At 56.4% G+C, this 14,828-nt stretch carries 17 protein-coding genes and 1 riboswitch; of the genes, 10 read left to right on the top strand and 7 right to left on the bottom strand.

Annotated elements, in window-relative coordinates; all coding sequences use genetic code 11:
* Positions 1–109 precede the first annotated feature (109 nt).
* From K2F33_RS08790 to K2F33_RS08765, 6 genes are all read left to right on the top strand, one after another.
* Complete coding sequence (locus K2F33_RS08790; RefSeq protein WP_089549216.1) at positions 110–496, top strand: VOC family protein; 387 nt, start codon at positions 110–112, stop codon at positions 494–496.
* A 74-nt stretch (positions 497–570) separates the two neighbouring features.
* A riboswitch (TPP riboswitch) is annotated at positions 571–683 on the top strand.
* A gap of 217 nt (positions 684–900) precedes the next feature.
* Positions 901–1,950: an ABC transporter substrate-binding protein gene (locus tag K2F33_RS08785; protein WP_263881459.1), complete on the top strand. Its 1,050-nt coding sequence runs from the start codon at positions 901–903 to the stop codon at positions 1,948–1,950.
* A gap of 54 nt (positions 1,951–2,004) precedes the next feature.
* Positions 2,005–2,298, top strand: coding sequence for a thiamine-binding protein (locus K2F33_RS08780; RefSeq protein WP_076172706.1), 294 nt, complete (start codon positions 2,005–2,007; stop codon positions 2,296–2,298).
* Positions 2,295–3,053, top strand: a complete 759-nt coding sequence (locus K2F33_RS08775; protein ID WP_076172705.1) for an ABC transporter permease — start codon at positions 2,295–2,297, stop codon at positions 3,051–3,053. Before K2F33_RS08780 ends, K2F33_RS08775 begins: the two co-directional genes overlap by 4 nt.
* A gap of 30 nt (positions 3,054–3,083) precedes the next feature.
* The gene (locus tag K2F33_RS08770) at positions 3,084–3,896 is read left to right on the top strand and encodes an ABC transporter ATP-binding protein (protein WP_263881458.1); all 813 of its coding nucleotides are present in this window, start codon (positions 3,084–3,086) and stop codon (positions 3,894–3,896) included.
* A gap of 41 nt (positions 3,897–3,937) precedes the next feature.
* A complete protein-coding gene (locus K2F33_RS08765; protein WP_412973997.1) occupies positions 3,938–4,792 on the top strand; it encodes a TatD family hydrolase in 855 nt (284 codons plus the stop codon).
* 78 nt (positions 4,793–4,870) lie between these two features.
* On the opposite strand, the gene K2F33_RS08760 is transcribed toward K2F33_RS08765, so the two are convergent.
* Positions 4,871–5,326: an SRPBCC domain-containing protein gene (locus K2F33_RS08760; RefSeq protein WP_263881456.1), complete on the bottom strand. Its 456-nt coding sequence runs from the start codon at positions 5,324–5,326 to the stop codon at positions 4,871–4,873.
* A gap of 105 nt (positions 5,327–5,431) precedes the next feature.
* Here K2F33_RS08760 and K2F33_RS08755 point away from each other — a divergent pair, with 105 nt between their 5' ends.
* Both K2F33_RS08755 and K2F33_RS08750 read left to right on the top strand, forming a co-directional pair.
* Complete coding sequence (locus K2F33_RS08755) at positions 5,432–6,124, top strand: VOC family protein (RefSeq protein WP_263881455.1); 693 nt, start codon at positions 5,432–5,434, stop codon at positions 6,122–6,124.
* Positions 6,125–6,176: 52 nt separating this feature from the next.
* The gene (locus K2F33_RS08750) at positions 6,177–6,626 is read left to right on the top strand and encodes a nuclear transport factor 2 family protein (protein WP_263881454.1); all 450 of its coding nucleotides are present in this window, start codon (positions 6,177–6,179) and stop codon (positions 6,624–6,626) included.
* A 104-nt stretch (positions 6,627–6,730) separates the two neighbouring features.
* Here K2F33_RS08750 and K2F33_RS08745 read toward each other — a convergent pair whose 3' ends face one another.
* A complete protein-coding gene (locus K2F33_RS08745) occupies positions 6,731–7,546 on the bottom strand; it encodes a hypothetical protein (RefSeq protein WP_263881453.1) in 816 nt (271 codons plus the stop codon).
* A gap of 256 nt (positions 7,547–7,802) precedes the next feature.
* On the bottom strand, positions 7,803–8,546 hold the full coding sequence (gene nfsA, locus K2F33_RS08740; RefSeq protein WP_263881452.1) for an oxygen-insensitive NADPH nitroreductase: 744 nt from the start codon (positions 8,544–8,546) through the stop codon (positions 7,803–7,805).
* Between the two features lie 249 nt (positions 8,547–8,795).
* On the opposite strand from nfsA, the gene K2F33_RS08735 reads away from it, so the two are divergent.
* Positions 8,796–9,458, top strand: coding sequence for a histidine phosphatase family protein (locus tag K2F33_RS08735; RefSeq protein ID WP_263881451.1), 663 nt, complete (start codon positions 8,796–8,798; stop codon positions 9,456–9,458).
* Between the two features lie 127 nt (positions 9,459–9,585).
* Here the strand turns inward: K2F33_RS08735 and K2F33_RS08730 are convergent, their stop codons facing one another.
* A complete protein-coding gene (locus tag K2F33_RS08730; RefSeq protein WP_263881450.1) occupies positions 9,586–10,626 on the bottom strand; it encodes an NAD(P)-dependent alcohol dehydrogenase in 1,041 nt (346 codons plus the stop codon).
* A gap of 325 nt (positions 10,627–10,951) precedes the next feature.
* On the opposite strand from K2F33_RS08730, the gene K2F33_RS08725 reads away from it, so the two are divergent.
* Positions 10,952–11,335 (top strand): MerR family transcriptional regulator, encoded by a 384-nt coding sequence (locus tag K2F33_RS08725; protein WP_116232919.1) that lies wholly within the window; start codon positions 10,952–10,954, stop codon positions 11,333–11,335.
* A 189-nt stretch (positions 11,336–11,524) separates the two neighbouring features.
* Here K2F33_RS08725 and K2F33_RS08720 read toward each other — a convergent pair whose 3' ends face one another.
* From K2F33_RS08720 to K2F33_RS08710, 3 genes are all read right to left on the bottom strand, one after another.
* Positions 11,525–13,963, bottom strand: a complete 2,439-nt coding sequence (locus K2F33_RS08720; RefSeq protein WP_263881449.1) for a heavy metal translocating P-type ATPase — start codon at positions 13,961–13,963, stop codon at positions 11,525–11,527.
* Between the two features lie 186 nt (positions 13,964–14,149).
* Positions 14,150–14,350, bottom strand: a complete 201-nt coding sequence (locus tag K2F33_RS08715) for a copper ion binding protein (RefSeq protein WP_076172696.1) — start codon at positions 14,348–14,350, stop codon at positions 14,150–14,152.
* Positions 14,351–14,397: 47 nt separating this feature from the next.
* Positions 14,398–14,739 carry a metal-sensitive transcriptional regulator gene (locus K2F33_RS08710; protein ID WP_116233140.1) on the bottom strand — a complete coding sequence of 114 codons (342 nt, stop codon included), beginning with the start codon at positions 14,737–14,739 and terminating at the stop codon, positions 14,398–14,400.
* Between the last annotated feature and the right edge of the window lie 89 nt (positions 14,740–14,828).

Below are 14,828 nucleotides of genomic sequence, written 5' to 3'. Positions count from 1 at the left end.
CAATGATGTTTACATAAAGTTGCCTTACACCTCGGATTTAAATGCTATAATGGCCTTAATTTAGGGCAAACCCATTACTTATAAGTACTATGAAAAGGAGCTTATACATATGGCTAATAAACGTTTGGATCATGTCGGCATCGTCGTACGGGATTTGGAGTCAACCATCCGATTTTATACCGAGATCGTGGGCCTGGAGCTGAAAGGCAGGCTGACACACACCAACGGCGTGTTCCAGCTGGCGTTTCTCGGCTTCGGGGGCAGTAACGAGACGGAAATCGAGCTCATTCAAGGCTACAGCTACGACCTGCCGGCTGAGGGCACGGTGCACCATTTTGCGATCCATGTCGACGATATTCAGAAGGAATTTGAGCGGATCCAGGCGCTCGACGGCGTGGAGCTGATCGATCAGGAAATCGTGACCCTGCCGAACGGATACCAATATTTCTTTATCTATGGTCCGGAAAAAGAATGGATCGAATTTTTCCAGAGATAATCTGGAATCGGGCGGATGTCTGGACACCCCCATGGGGATGGACTATAATATGGGAGGAAAACAACCCGAAAACCTTATAGAATCCGGGGTGCTGGAATTGGCCGGCTGAGATTGTATCCCTTCAAGATACTGACCCTTTTAACCTGATCTGGGTAATGCCAGCGTAGGAAACCGTTTGTCACGGCTTACAAGCCGTGCTGATCTTGCGCATATGAAGCGTCCCGTTTACGGGGCGCTTTTTTCATTCATACTAGTGAAAAACGGGATTACGCCTTGCGAATGCTTCGATGATTCAGTCACTCAGATCGGCTTACGATTCTAAATATAACGGGGAGAGGGGATCACCGGTCGATGCTTCCACAGAGAGAATAAGAACGGCCGGACATCAAAGGAGAGAGAAAGCCATGAAGAACAAATCCATCGGCCTGCTGCTGGTCTGCATGCTCGTACTGGCGCTTGCCGGATGCGGCGGCAGCCAGAACAATACGGGCGGCGGAGAAGGAACATCCGCTTCCGACACCACGGCAGGCCAGGACAACACCGCAGCGAAGCCGCTGAAGGACGTCAAAGTCGTCCTCGACTGGACGCCCAACACGAACCATACTGGGCTCTATGCTGCCAAAGACTTGGGCTATTATAAAGAAGAAGGCTTGAACGTCGAGATCGTGCAGCCGGGCTCCACCGGCGCCGACGCCATGGTCGCTTCCGGCAAGGCGCCCTTCGGCGTAAGCTATCAGGAGAGCGTGACCCAGGCCCGCACGCAGGGCGTGCCGCTCGTCTCGATCGCCGCGGTCATCCAGCACAATACGTCGGGCTTTGCCGCACCGGTGGACCGGGGGATCAAGACGCCGAAGGATTTTGAAGGCAAAACCTACGGCGGCTGGGGTTCCCCTGTCGAAGAAGCTGTCATGGGCTCCATCATGGAGATCGACAAGGCGGATGTGAAGAAGGTGAAAATCGTCAACATGGGCGACGCCGATTATTTTACCGCCGTGAAGCGGGACATCGACTTCGCCTGGATCTTCTACGGCTGGACCGGAATCGAGGCGAAGCTGCGCGGCGAGCCGCTGGACATGCTGTATGTCAAAGATTATTCCGAGAAGCTGGACTACTACACGCCGGTTCTCGTAACGAACGAGAAGCAGATCAAGGATGACCCCGAGCTGGTTAAAGCGTTTATGCGCGCGACCGCCAAAGGTTATCAGTACGCGATCGACAAGCCGGAAGAAGCTGCCAACCTGCTGCTGAAGGACGTGCCCGACCTCAATAAGCAGCTGGTGATCGAAAGCCAGAAATGGTTAAGTCCTAAATATCAAGACGACGCAGCCCGCTGGGGCGAGCAGAAGGAACAAATCTGGAAGGGCTATTCCGACTGGATGTACGATCACAAGCTGCTGGACAAGCCGCTGGACGTGAAGAGCGCGTACACGAACGATTTTTTGCCGGAACAATAAGCCACACATAACCTAAGAGATACCGTAACCTATGAAGAGAGGAAGTAGATTCGCATGGCCAATACGCTGTTAAGCATTCAGGTGATCCCGAAGACGCCGGGCAACGAAGACTCTTACGCCTACGTCGACCGTGCCATTGAGGTCATTCAGCAGTCCGGCGTGAAGCATGAGGTGCACCCGCTGGAAACGACGATGGAGGGCGAGCTGGAGGAGCTGCTGGACGTCGTGCGCAAAATGCACGAAGCTCTGGTGGCTGCAGGCAGCCCGAGTATCATCTCCCAGGTCAAAATCGCCCATAATCCCGGCGGAATCAGCATGGACAAGCTGACGGAGAAGTACCGTCCATGAGAAGCTGGTGGAAAAACGTATGGCCGCCCCTCGTGGCGGTCATCTTCTTTTTGCTCGTATGGCAGCTGCTGACCTCCCTGTTCCATATTGAACAATGGATTTTGCCTGCGCCGAGCGACATCGCCCGGGAAGCCGCGGCCGCTTCCGGCGGCTTGTGGGAGCATGTGTGGGCCACGCTGAAGCTGACCGTGTTCGGCTTCGCCATCGGAACCGCCATCGGGCTGGTCATCGCACTGATTCTGCATTTGATTCCTTTTTTGAAGCAGGCGCTGTATCCGCTGCTCATTCTAAGTCAAAATATCCCGACCATCGCCCTCGCCCCCCTGCTGATGATCTGGTTCGGCTTCGGCCTCCTGCCCAAGCTGATCGTCATCACGCTCGTCTGCTTTTTCCCGGTGGCGGTCGCCGCCCTGGGCGGCTTGAAGCAGACCGATCCCGTCATGATGAACTACATGCGCATGATCGGGGCGGGCAAGGGCCAAATTTTCGCCAAGCTGGAGCTGCCCCACGCGCTCCCTTCCATCTTCTCCGGCATTAAAATTGCCGCCACCTACAGTGTCATGGGTGCAATTATCGCCGAGTGGCTGGGGGCCGACAAGGGCATCGGCTATTATATGATGCTGCAAAAATCGGGTTACCGCACCGACCGCATGTTCGTGGCGATCATGATCATCGTCGTGCTGAGCCTGCTGATGTTCGGGCTGATTGCGCTGCTCGAAAAATGGTTCGTCCGCTGGAAGCCAAAGCAGGGCTAACGGGCCTGGCCGGAAAGGAGAAATACCGTGATGAATAAAAAAACCACGCCCGCGCTGGAGATCGTCTCCGTCAGCAAAAGCTTCAAAGAGAAGCGCCGGACGCTGCCGGTACTCAGCGACATCTCGTTGACCGTGGGCCAAGGCGAATTCGTGTCCATCATCGGACCGTCGGGAAGCGGCAAGAGCACGCTGCTGCACGTGATCGGCGGGCTGACCCGCCCGGATGCCGGCACCGTCCGGATGAACGGCGCCGAGGTGACCGGACAGCAGGGGCATATCAGCTACATGCCGCAGCAGCCCGCCCTGTTCCCTTGGCGGACGATCGAAGACAATGTGCTGCTGGCCCAAGAGGTGCACGGCCCCGTCAGCCGTGAGGCCCGTGAGGACGCGCGGCGCTGGCTCGCCAAAGTCGGCCTGGCCGGCTTTGAGAAGGCGCATCCGCATACGCTGTCGGGCGGCATGCAGCAGCGGGCGGCCTTTCTCCGCGCGCTGCTCAGCCCGCAGGAGCTGATGTGCCTGGACGAGCCGTTCAGCGCGCTCGATGCGCTGACCCGCAGCGACATGCAGCGCTGGCTGCTCGACATTTGGGAAGAGAACCGCCGCTCGGTTCTCTTCATTACGCACAACATCGAGGAGGCGCTGCTGCTCTCGAGCCGCATTTACGTCTTCTCGAGCCGGCCGGCCGCGGTGCTGCACGCCATCGACGTGCCGTTTCCGCGCCCGCGGCGCGAGGAAGTGACGGAGGCTCCCGAGTTTCTGCAGTTGAAGCGTCAGCTGAGCGAATGGATGCGCGAGGAGCAGCGAAAAATGCAGGCTGCACAGCAAGGAGGTTCACGCCAATGAGCGGCAACCACAGCGAAGTAAACCCCGCAAACGGCCAAGAGATGGTCCTCGACCGGGCAGCAGCGGCATCCGCATCGCCGGCGGAGGCGAACCTGCCTCCGCTCGCGCCCTTGATCGATGCCCATGTTCATCTCGATACTTATAAGGAGCACGAGACGCAGGCGCTGCTCGGGAGCCTGAAAGATGCAGGCGTCGCAGCCGTCATCGGCGTGTCCATGGATTTGGTATCGAGCCAAGCCAATCTGAGGCTTGCCCAGGCTTGGCCCGGGCAGGTCTATCCCGCCTTCGGCTTCCATCCCGAGCAGCCGCTCCCTGCCGACCGCGAGATCGACGCACTCTTCGGCTGGATGGCGGAGCATGCGGACGACATGGTCGCCGTCGGCGAAGTCGGCCTGCCGTACTACTCGCGGCTGGAGGCTGCCAAAGCCGGGCTTCCTTGGGATAACGGGCCGTACGAGGCGCTGCTTGAGCGCTTCGTCCGTTTTGCCCGGGACCATGACAAGCCGATCGTGCTGCACGCCGTGTACGAGGATGCGGATATCGCCTGCGATCTGCTGGAAAAGCACGGCGTCTCCCGCGCCCATTTTCACTGGTTCAAAGGATCGGCGGACACCGTGCGGCGCATGGCTGATCGCGGATATTACGTTTCGTTTACGCCGGATATCGCCTATGAGGCGGAAATCCAGGAGCTCGCGCGCCGGTATCCCGCCTCCCAGGTGATGACCGAGACCGACGGGCCTTGGCCGTTCGAAGGGCCGTTTGCCGGTCAGATGACCCATCCCCGCATGACCGCAGAGGTGGCCTCGGTATGGAGCAGTCTTCGTGACGTCCCCCTGCCGGAAGCCAGGGCGCTGCTGCATGCCAATGCCTGTCGTTTTTACGGCCTTCCGCGCTAAATCAAAAAAGGGTCTGCCCGCTACGGACAGGCTTTTTTCTTTTCCCTCTCCAAATTCAATTTCACTTATCTTCGGGTGTTATCCGCCAACGAGTGCCTCTCCGGTTTCAAGCAGCGTCTTTAAGCCTGAGAGCACGATCGGAAATCCCCTTTCAACAATTTTTGCGGTTTCAGCGGCTTGTTCCATTTCATCATGCACAACGGTGACGAGGGTTACGCCCTTAAGGTCTTCATGTGAACCGATCTCCCACGTAATGCGTATCGGGGGCTCGTTTTTCACCCCCGGAAACGCAACATACCGCCAACTCATCACGAGTTTACTCGGAGGATCGATGTCGAGAATGATTCCTTCCGCCCTCTTCTCTTCCCCGTTCCATAGTTCGAATGGAGACTCGATTTGCCAATCGGAACGGAAGGCGCAATGGTGCCAAAATTTTGACGTCTTGGCCGGATCCGTAATCGCTTGCCAAACCTGCTCGGGGGTTGCCTGAATCGCGATCCGACTTACATGACGGGGGTTGTTTTCCATTTTCATTCACGCTCCAGTTCAAAAAAATGTTTTGTTTCGCTTGACACGTTACTTTTTGGTAACATATGATGAGGGTATCATAAGTGACTTTATAGTCACATGATAGCGCAAATGGATTTGTTTGTCAGCCGGCGGCATGCAAATCGCATAAAAAATGAATGGGAGCTGATCTTCTATATGACTGAACAGATGATGAACACTCCACAACATGAGGCAGACCGCCTTGATGAGGCAGGGATTCCGCCTATGCAGCTGCACCACATTGGGTTTAAAACGGCAAGGTTTCTGGAGATGCGGGCGTTCTATCGCACCTTCCTCGGGGTCACACCGTCCCTGGAAGTGGAAGGTATCGGTGGTTTTTACACCTTCGATCTGGCTCACCATCGCCTGGTTCTCTTTCATGATCCCGCATGTATCGAACAGGTACCCGCAAGCGCGGGCATGCATCATGTAGCATTCCTCTACAGCATTGACGATCTCATGCGGACGTACCAACGTCTGAAACACATGGGGCTGCTGCCGTACATGGCGATGAACCATGGTCCAAATACGTCATTCTATTACCGCGATCCTGACAACAATGCCCTGGAACTCCAAGTCGACAACTACGGACCTGACTTGCTCAAGGGTCTGGAAGCCATGCGCGCGCTTCAGCAATGTTCCAATCCCGTCGAAGCACTCGGAGTCATGGTGAATCCGGAAACCTTTTTGAAAGCCTGGCAGGAGGGAGCAACACTCACGGAGTTACACGAACGTTCCTACGCGGGCGAATTTGCCGAAGGTACACCTTCGATCCCAATATAAAGGCTGAGGTCTGAGAAAAAAGTACCTGTAGACACAGAGGAGGATAAAAGCAATGAGCAGCATTCAGAGTATTGTTGATCGCTTCGAGATCGAAGCGCTGCGCGGCGAGTTCACCGACTCGGTGATGATGCGCGACCCCGACCGTCTAGCGTCCTTGTTCACAGAGGACGGCTTGTGGCGGATTCCGGGTGCGGGCGTTGAACTCACCGGCCGGGAGCAGATTCGAGACGGAAGCAAGCGGCTGCAAAGCCAGTGGGACTTTTTCGTGCAAACCACACACCCGGGCACGATCCAGATCGATGGCGATGCCGCGGCCGGCCGTGCCTACATCTCTGAGCTCGCCCACCTGCAAGACGGCAGGAGCGGACTGAACTACGCCGTGTACCATGACCGCTACCAGCGCACAGAGGACGGCTGGAAGTTCGCCGAGCGCGTCTACGAGGTCAGATACCTCGACGCCACACCGCTTTCGGGATCGGCGCAAATCGAATCACATGAGTAGAAATCGAAGTTCCCGGCGCCCCTCTGCGGGGCGCCGGCTTTTAAAGTGCAAGTATCCATTCGGGGCGGATTGGCTGATCAAGGGTTGAAGGTGATGGCCTCGTCTTAATACAGCTTCTGCTTGTTTTCAATCCGCTTGGTATCCAGATTCAGTTCCTGATAATAGATCATGTTTTTGTCCACCTTGGTCACGTTGAAGATAACGCCGGTCTTCCGGGACGTTTCGGGACCCTTCACCACGGTGACGGTCTCAGCGAACACTTCGTCCGGATCCGGCACGGCTTTCAAGGAATCTACACTGATCTGGCTTCGGTACGTATTCGGATGCTTATCGAAATACTCCGTAGACCGAATCAGCCTGCCATCCTCGTCCCATCTGGGCTCGCCAAAGGTGTTCAGCACTGCGTAGGGCTTTAAATCTCCGGTATAGTAAAGTTCCGATTTATAACGTTCGGGATTGCGGCTCGTTACCCGGGTGACGATAAAGTAAGGCCCGGTAGGGCTTAGGGATACGCTTGACTCCTTGGCACTGTATGTATGCTTGATGACGAGCTTTTCCGTTTTCGCCTGAAAGTCTCCGAAATAGACCTCGAAGCTGCTGCTGGCCGTCGATTTGATGTATACGAATTTTTGGGTGAGCCGGGAATAGCTCAAGCTTTTCACGGTCCCTGTGTTCGTCAGGGCCTTCATCTGATCGGCAAAAGAGGCGTTACTCCCCTGAACCCCCTGCTCCGCTGTTCCAACTGCCCCACCTGATGAATGCCCGTTCTCCGCATTGCCAGGCTTTCCTGCCTCCTCGCCGGCGCTGATGGGAGCAGGAGTCCTTCCAAGGCCGTCATTCAAGCCGCCCGGTTCCGTACAACCCGCCAAAGCCAGAAGCATACAGCATCCCGGCAGTACCCTTTTGAATCTTGTCCACATGTATGGCTGCTCCTTTTCCATAAAATAAATCATTTCTATATCTTTCAACTGGGATAAGCGATTATAAGCATTATAGAGACCCCTGCTTGTCTATAAAAGGGCGGCTCCGTTACTTTTGGATGAAGGTTTTGTCACCATTCCTAAGTTATTTACCCAGGAAAAGGAAAATTGGCACAACAGAGACAATAAAAAAGAGACCTGCGTCCAAGGACGTAAGCCTCTTTTTCCTCATGATCGAGTTACGGCGGCTGCCGGTTTATTTTTTCATAAAGCCTTTACCGCTCAAAAACTCCCGCATATGCAGCCGGATTGGCTCGGCCAAACGATCGGCCATAATCTGCGACCAAGGCGTATCCCGCTTGCCGCCGGTACGCTCGGACAGGTAGCGCTGCATCGTTTGATCATATGCCTGCACCGGCTCCTGAATCCGCTCCTCGTTGTAACCGTTGCGGTGCAGAACCGCCTCCATCGGCAGACGCGGACGAATGCCCGGCTCCTGATCCGGCACACCCAGGCACATGCCGAATACCGGGTAGACAAGCTCCGGCAGGTTCAGCAGCTCGGACAATTCGGCGATCCGGTTGCGGACGCCGCCGATATAGACGATGCCAAGCCCGAGCGATTCCGCAGCGACCGCCGCCGTCTGGGCCGCCAGAGCCGCATCGACCGTGGCCACGATAAAATTCTCCGTCGAATCCACGTACGACTCCCGGCCGGCCATGTGCCCGGCGGTGACCTGATCCAAACGGTGCAAATCCGCGCACCAGATCAGAAACACCGGGCATTCCTCGATATAGGCCTGATTGCCGGCTAATTCGGCCAGCTGCTTCTTCAGGGCCGGGTCCGTGGCCGCGATAACGCTGTAGGCCTGAACATTGCTGGAAGTGGAAGCGCACTGTGCCGCAGAAATGATCTCGTTCAGCTGCTGCTCCGTGACCGGTTCATTCTTGAACTTGCGGATGGAGCGGTGGTTTTTTATTAAGGATATAACCTCGTTCATCAGTCATACATCTCCTAACGCGAGTGGTTATTGTCTAGCCGCCTCATGACTTGTACCGCACCTGCAATCGCGTGAATACAGGCAGACATGCACCCTTTTATTATAAACCAATCCTCATCCTTTCAAAAAATGGATGCGCTGTGGCTTCCCCTGTTCTATTTTTTATAGAAATCCATTAGAGTGTATTTAGATAAACATCTAATTTCACTTACGCTAAATCAATTATTGTTTGTTAATCACGTTAACGATTTGAACCGCAACACTAACGGTCTATGCCAAGGAGGCCCCTTTATGAATCCGATTGCCACCAGCACCATCTTTTATCTCGTCCGGCACGGCACCAAGGTCCGCGCCATAGGCGATGTCCCGCTTTCCCCCGAGGGAGTACTGGAAGCCCGTCAGACCGCCCGGCATTTAGGCCGGCTGCCCCTGGCCGCGATTGTGTCCAGCCCGCTCCGGCGGGCGGCGGACACGGCCGGATATATCGCTGAAGCGTCCGGCCTTCCCGTGCACACCGATGTGCGCCTGAGGGAGCGCGCCAACTGGGGCGACCTTCCCGGCCAAACCTTCGAAGCGTTTGTGCGCATGTGGGAACGATGCACGGACGACCGGGATTACGTCCCACCCGTCGGCGACTCCGCGCGGCAGGCCGGCGACCGGCTGTCATCGCTGCTGTCGGAGCAGGCTTTGCAGCATCCGGGCAAACATCTCGCCTTGATCACCCACGGCGGACTGATCACGGATTTTCTGCTCAATGCCTTTCCCGAGAGCGTGCTGAACCGCTGGCACCCCTCCTTTGTCTCCAGGCAGAGCGAGCTGGTGCCGGAGTGCTCGATCACGACCGTCCTGTCGAGCGGGCACGGTGGATTCGTTCTGGCCGGGTTCGCCTCCATCCAGCATCTTCAGAAGTAACCGGCAGCACAAAGCCCCGGCAGGGGGATTGTGGCAAAGTCCCTGCCAGGGCTCAGATGGATCCGTCCATGAAGCGCATGGCGATCCGTTATCTGTTGAGCGAGTTCCACATCGAAACATGGCTTCATTACAGTGTAGCTATATCAATGACGAACCGGTACCGCACGTCGCTGCGAAGGACGCGTTCAAAAGCCTCGTCGACCTGGTCGGCGCGGATCACCTCAATTTTAGGAGCAATGCCGTGCTCCGCTGAGAATTCAAGCATCTCCTGCGTTTCCCGAATGCCGCCTACGAGCGATCCGGCAATGCTGCGGCGGCCCATAATTAAGGAGAACACATTGTACTGATCCGGCTTGCCCGGTGCACCGACATTCACAAGCGTACCGTCGACGCGAAGGAGTGATAGATACGCATCAACGTCAAGATTCGCGGATACGGTATTCAGGATGAGATCGAAACGGCCTGCCAGCGTTTTGAACGTATCCAGATCGCTGGTAGAAAAGTAATCGTCTGCGCCGAAGCTCCGGGCTTCGTCTTTTTTACCCATGGAGCGGCTCAAAACCGTGACTTCCGCACCCAGGGCATGCGCATATTGGATCGCCAGGTGGCCGAGTCCGCCCATCCCCAAAATGGCTACTTTTTTGCCGGGACCAGCGTTCCAATGCTTCAATGGGGAATACGTGGTGATGCCGGCGCAGAGCAGCGGGCTTGCCTCGCTCAACTCCAGACCTTCCGGGATCCGGACTACAAATCTTTCCGTAACGACGATCTTTTGGCTGTACCCGCCATAGGTCGGATTGCCGTCATAGTCCAGCGAATTATAGGTCTGAACGACGCCCTTCGTGCAATACTGTTCTTCCCCCATCAGGCAGTATTCGCACGCTCCGCACGAGTCTACAAAGCAGCCCACGCCAACGCGGTCACCCACCGCAAATTGGGTTACTTCCGAACCTACGGCCGCTACGATGCCGGCGATTTCATGACCGGGAACCATCGGGAATATCCCCCCGCCCCACTCATCGTAGGCACTATGTATATCCGAATGGCAAATACCGCTGTAATGAATATCGATTAAAACGTCGTCCGGCCGCAGCTCTCTCCGCTCAATCGTTGTTTTTTCAAAAGGCTTTTTTGCGCCTGGGGCGCTGAGCACGCGTGTTTTACACATGTTTTCTCACTACTCCTTTACTCATGAAATTGGATTGCCTTATGGATTGCATTTTTAGCATAAATCTTAAAGTTCACTTTAAGTCAAGGGTATTTTTCCATCACATCAGAGACCACGATCCTTTGGCATAAACACTTCCTATTCCTGAGTTCTTTACGCAGATTTTGCTCAGGCATCCTCTGCTTTTCATACTGTGTTCCGTTTTCTCCAACAACCTGCTGCCTGTCCCATCGGCATTCGATCCATCCAGCCGCTCATTTCAGTTACCTCTGAACATCATTTATGCTAAAGTTAACTTTAACAACAAATACAGAGAGGTGTATCCATGAACAGTATAAAAGAGGTCACGCAGATGACTGGAATATCGGCTTCCACGCTCCGGTACTATGAAAATGAAGGCCTGCTCCCTCATGTCAAACGCGATGAGAACGGAAAACGCCAATACGATGATGAGGACCTGGAATGGGTCCATTTCATTACCGCACTTCGGGCAACGGGCATGCCCATCGTGCAGATACAGAGATATGTCCAGTTGTATCAAGCGGGCGATTTCACCATTTCGGAACGTAAAGCGATGATGCTCCAGCATAAAAAAGATATTGAAAATAAAATAGCCGATCTCTACCGCAATTTGGATAAAATCAATTATAAATTGGCGCTGTACGACGTGCTCGAAGCTCAAAGGAATCATGCGGACATTAAAATTTGACCGACCCGGGCCATTTTGCCAGGCATCCGTCCTGATCAGGGCAGACGTGGGAATGATTTACACGCAAAAAGCCCAAGGGGCCGGCGTTCATCCGGTTCCCTTGGGCGTATTTGATGTGCAGTATACGCAGTTACACTAGCGACCGGCATAACCCTTGCCACCGCCGTTTAAGTCTAATCGGCGGCAGAGTCACAGCTTCACCCGCTGCAGGCGCAGCGCGTTCAGCACGACCGACACAGAGCTGAACGCCATCGCGGCGCCGGCCAGCCATGGCGCCAGAAAGCCCGCTGCGGCGATCGGGATGCCGACCGTGTTATAGGCGAGCGCCCAGAACAGGTTCTGCTTGATGTTGCCCATCGTCCGGCGGCTCATAAGAATCGCGTCGGCGATTGCGTTCAGATCGCCCCGCATCAAGGTGACGTCGGCAGCTTCCATCGCCACGTCCGTCCCTGTGCCGATCGCCATGCCGATATCGGCCGTAGCCAGGGCCGGGGCGTCGTTAATGCCGTCCCCGACCATCGCGACCTTGCGGCCGGCCTGCTGCAGCTTCTTCACTTCCTCGGCTTTGCCTTCCGGCAGCACCTCCGCCAGCACGCGGCGGATGCCGGCCTGGGCCGCGATCGCCTGCGCCGTCCGCTCGTTGTCGCCGGTGATCATGACGACCTCGATGCCCATCTCCTGCAGGCGGGACACCGCCTCGCGCGACGTCTCCTTGATCGTATCGGCGACGGCTACGAGCCCGGCATATCGGCCGTCCACCGCCACCAGCATCGCCGTCTTCCCGGCCTCCTCCAGCCGATTCATGACCGGAATGGCGCTGTCCAGCGCTACTCCTCGTTCGGCCATCAGCTTCCGGGTGCCGATCAGCACGAAGCGGCCGTCGACCCGGGCGGAGACGCCGTAGCCCGGCAGATTGGCAAAATCCTTCGCTTCCGGCAACGGCAGCCCTTTGCTCCGCTCCTGCGCGCCCGCCACGATGGCTTCCGCCAGCGGATGCTCGGAATGCTTCTCGACCGCGGCAGTCATCCGCAGCAGCGACTGCTCGGTCATGAGCGGCGCGGGCACCACGTCCGTCAGCTGCGGCTTGCCGCTCGTCACGGTGCCGGTTTTGTCCAGCACCACCACTTGGACGTCCTGCGCCGACTCCAGATGCTCCCCGCCCTTAAACAGGATGCCGAACTCCGCGGCCCGGCCGGAGCCGGCCATGATGGAGGTCGGCGTCGCCAGCCCGAGCGCGCACGGGCAGGCAATGACGAGCACCGCGATGGCCTTCTCCAAGGCAGGGGCAAAGTGGCCCGGGTCCACAAGGAAATACCAGGCCAGCCCGGTTACAATCGCTATGCCGACCACGATCGGTACGAAGATGCCGGAAATGACGTCGGCGATCCTCTGGATCGGTGCCTTGGAGCCCTGCGCCTCCTCCACCACCTTGATGATCTGGGCCAGCGCCGTCTCGCTGCCGACCTTCGTCGCCCGGATGCGCAGTACGCCGTTCTTGTTCAGCGTGGCGCCCACTACGTTGTCCCCGGCCCGTTTCTCGACCGGGAGGCTTTCGCCGGTCAGCATCGACTCATCCACAGAGGACGATCCTTCGAGTACCCGCCCGTCCACCGGGATCTTCTCCCCGGGACGGACGATCACGGTATCGCCGGCGGCCACGTCTGCGACCGGGATGCTGACCTCTTTCCCGTCCCTCAGAACGAGCGCCGTTTTGGCCTGCAGCCCCATCAAGCTTTTGATGGCCTCCGAGGACCGGCCTTTGGCCAGCGCCTCAAACCACTTGCCCACCAGAATCAGCGTGATCAGAATGCTGCTCGTCTCATAATACATTTCCACCGAATGGTTCATTCCCATCGCGGCGGAGGCAATTGTCAGATACAGACTGTAAAAATAAGCGGCCGATGTACCCAGAGCGACCAGCACGTCCATGTTGGCGCTCCAATTGCGCAGCGCTTTATAGGCTCCGACATAGAACTGCCCGCCGATGATGAACTGTACCGGCGTAGCCACAATCAGCTGGAACCAAGGGTTCATGAACAGCGAGGGCACCGGGATCCATGCCGTAAAGGAAAAGTGGCCAACCATCGCCCATAGCAGCGGCAGGGATAGAATGGCCGACATCATCCACTTCCACCGCTTGTGCTGGATCTCCTGACGGCGGAGCTCGGCGGTATCCTTGGCTTCCTGCTTCGGAATCGCCTTGTACCCGAGCTGCTCCACCTTATGCATCATGTCCTGCACGGTCACGGTCCCCGGCATGTATTCCACACGGGCCGTTTCCAGCGCCAGATTGACATTCGCCTCCGTCACGCCGGACAGCCGGCCGAGCCCCTTCTCGATCCGGGTCGCGCAGGCTGAACAGGTCATTCCCGTAATGTCAAAATCCATCGTTTCCTTCATCGTACCGTAACCGAGCGATACGATTTTGTCTTCCAGCTGCTTCAGATTGGTCTGCTTCGGATCATAGGTGACGGAGGCCTTCTCCAATGCCAGGTTCACGTTCGCCCGGCTGACGCCCTCCATCCGGCCTAACCCCTTCTCGATCCGGGCTGCGCAGGCCGCACAGGTCATTCCCGTAATGGGCAGGGTCGTATGCTTCTCCGATTGATCCGGCGTATGCTGTTCCATAGCCGCGTCCTCTCCTTTCCCCAAGTCTATGGCATACCCCAGCGGGGTATAAACGGGAGTCAAAAAAGGCAGCGCCCGCAAATCACGTAAATTCGCATCGCTGCCTGGTATAAAGCGGAGGACATCCTCGCCTCCGCCATCTTCTGAAATTCGTATTCGAGGCGTAACATCCGCCTGGTCTAATGTTTAGACAACATCGTAGCCTTGATCCTCAATCGCTGCCTTAATGGTGTCCAGGCTTACCTTGTTCTCGTCGTAGTCCACAGTCACCGTATTGGACGGCAAGTCAACCTTGCCTGCGGCGCCGGCATTCTTCACCGCACCTTCTACCGCATTGACGCAGTGGTTGCACGACATGCCTTGAACGTTAAGCGTAACCTGTTTCATCATATATTCCTCCTTAAGTTGGATAATCCCTGCTTCTCATGCAGGTATTATTTCATTAATTTCTTCACCGTAACCAGCAGTTCGTCAATCACTTCATGGTCCCCGGCTTCGATCCGCTCGACCACGCAGCTCTTCATATGACCCTCCAGGAGCAGCTTGCCTACGCCGTTCAGGGCCGATTGGATCGCCGCGATCTGGTTCAGCACATCATCGCAATAGGTATCCTTCTCGATCAGGCCTTTCACGCCGCGGATCTGTCCTTCAATCCGGTTCAAACGGGTAATCAAATTGTTCTTGGTTTGTTCCGAATGGTGGCTGTGCCGCTCGCTGCATCCCCCTTCGCAGGAGCTGTCAGGACCGGCAGCGGAGAGCAGGGCATCGCCCGTCATTCCTTCGACCTTCATTTCGACCTTCGCCATAAGGACACCTCCTATGCCGCTTTGATACTATCATTATACGATACCCCCCAATAGTATGC

This window comes from Paenibacillus sp. PSB04, from assembly GCF_025809195.1.
Classification (GTDB): Bacteria; Bacillota; Bacilli; order Paenibacillales; family Paenibacillaceae; genus Paenibacillus_AQ; species Paenibacillus_AQ favisporus.
The sequence above is the reverse complement of the archived record's forward strand: the minus strand, read 5'-3'. Positions and strand labels throughout refer to the sequence as shown.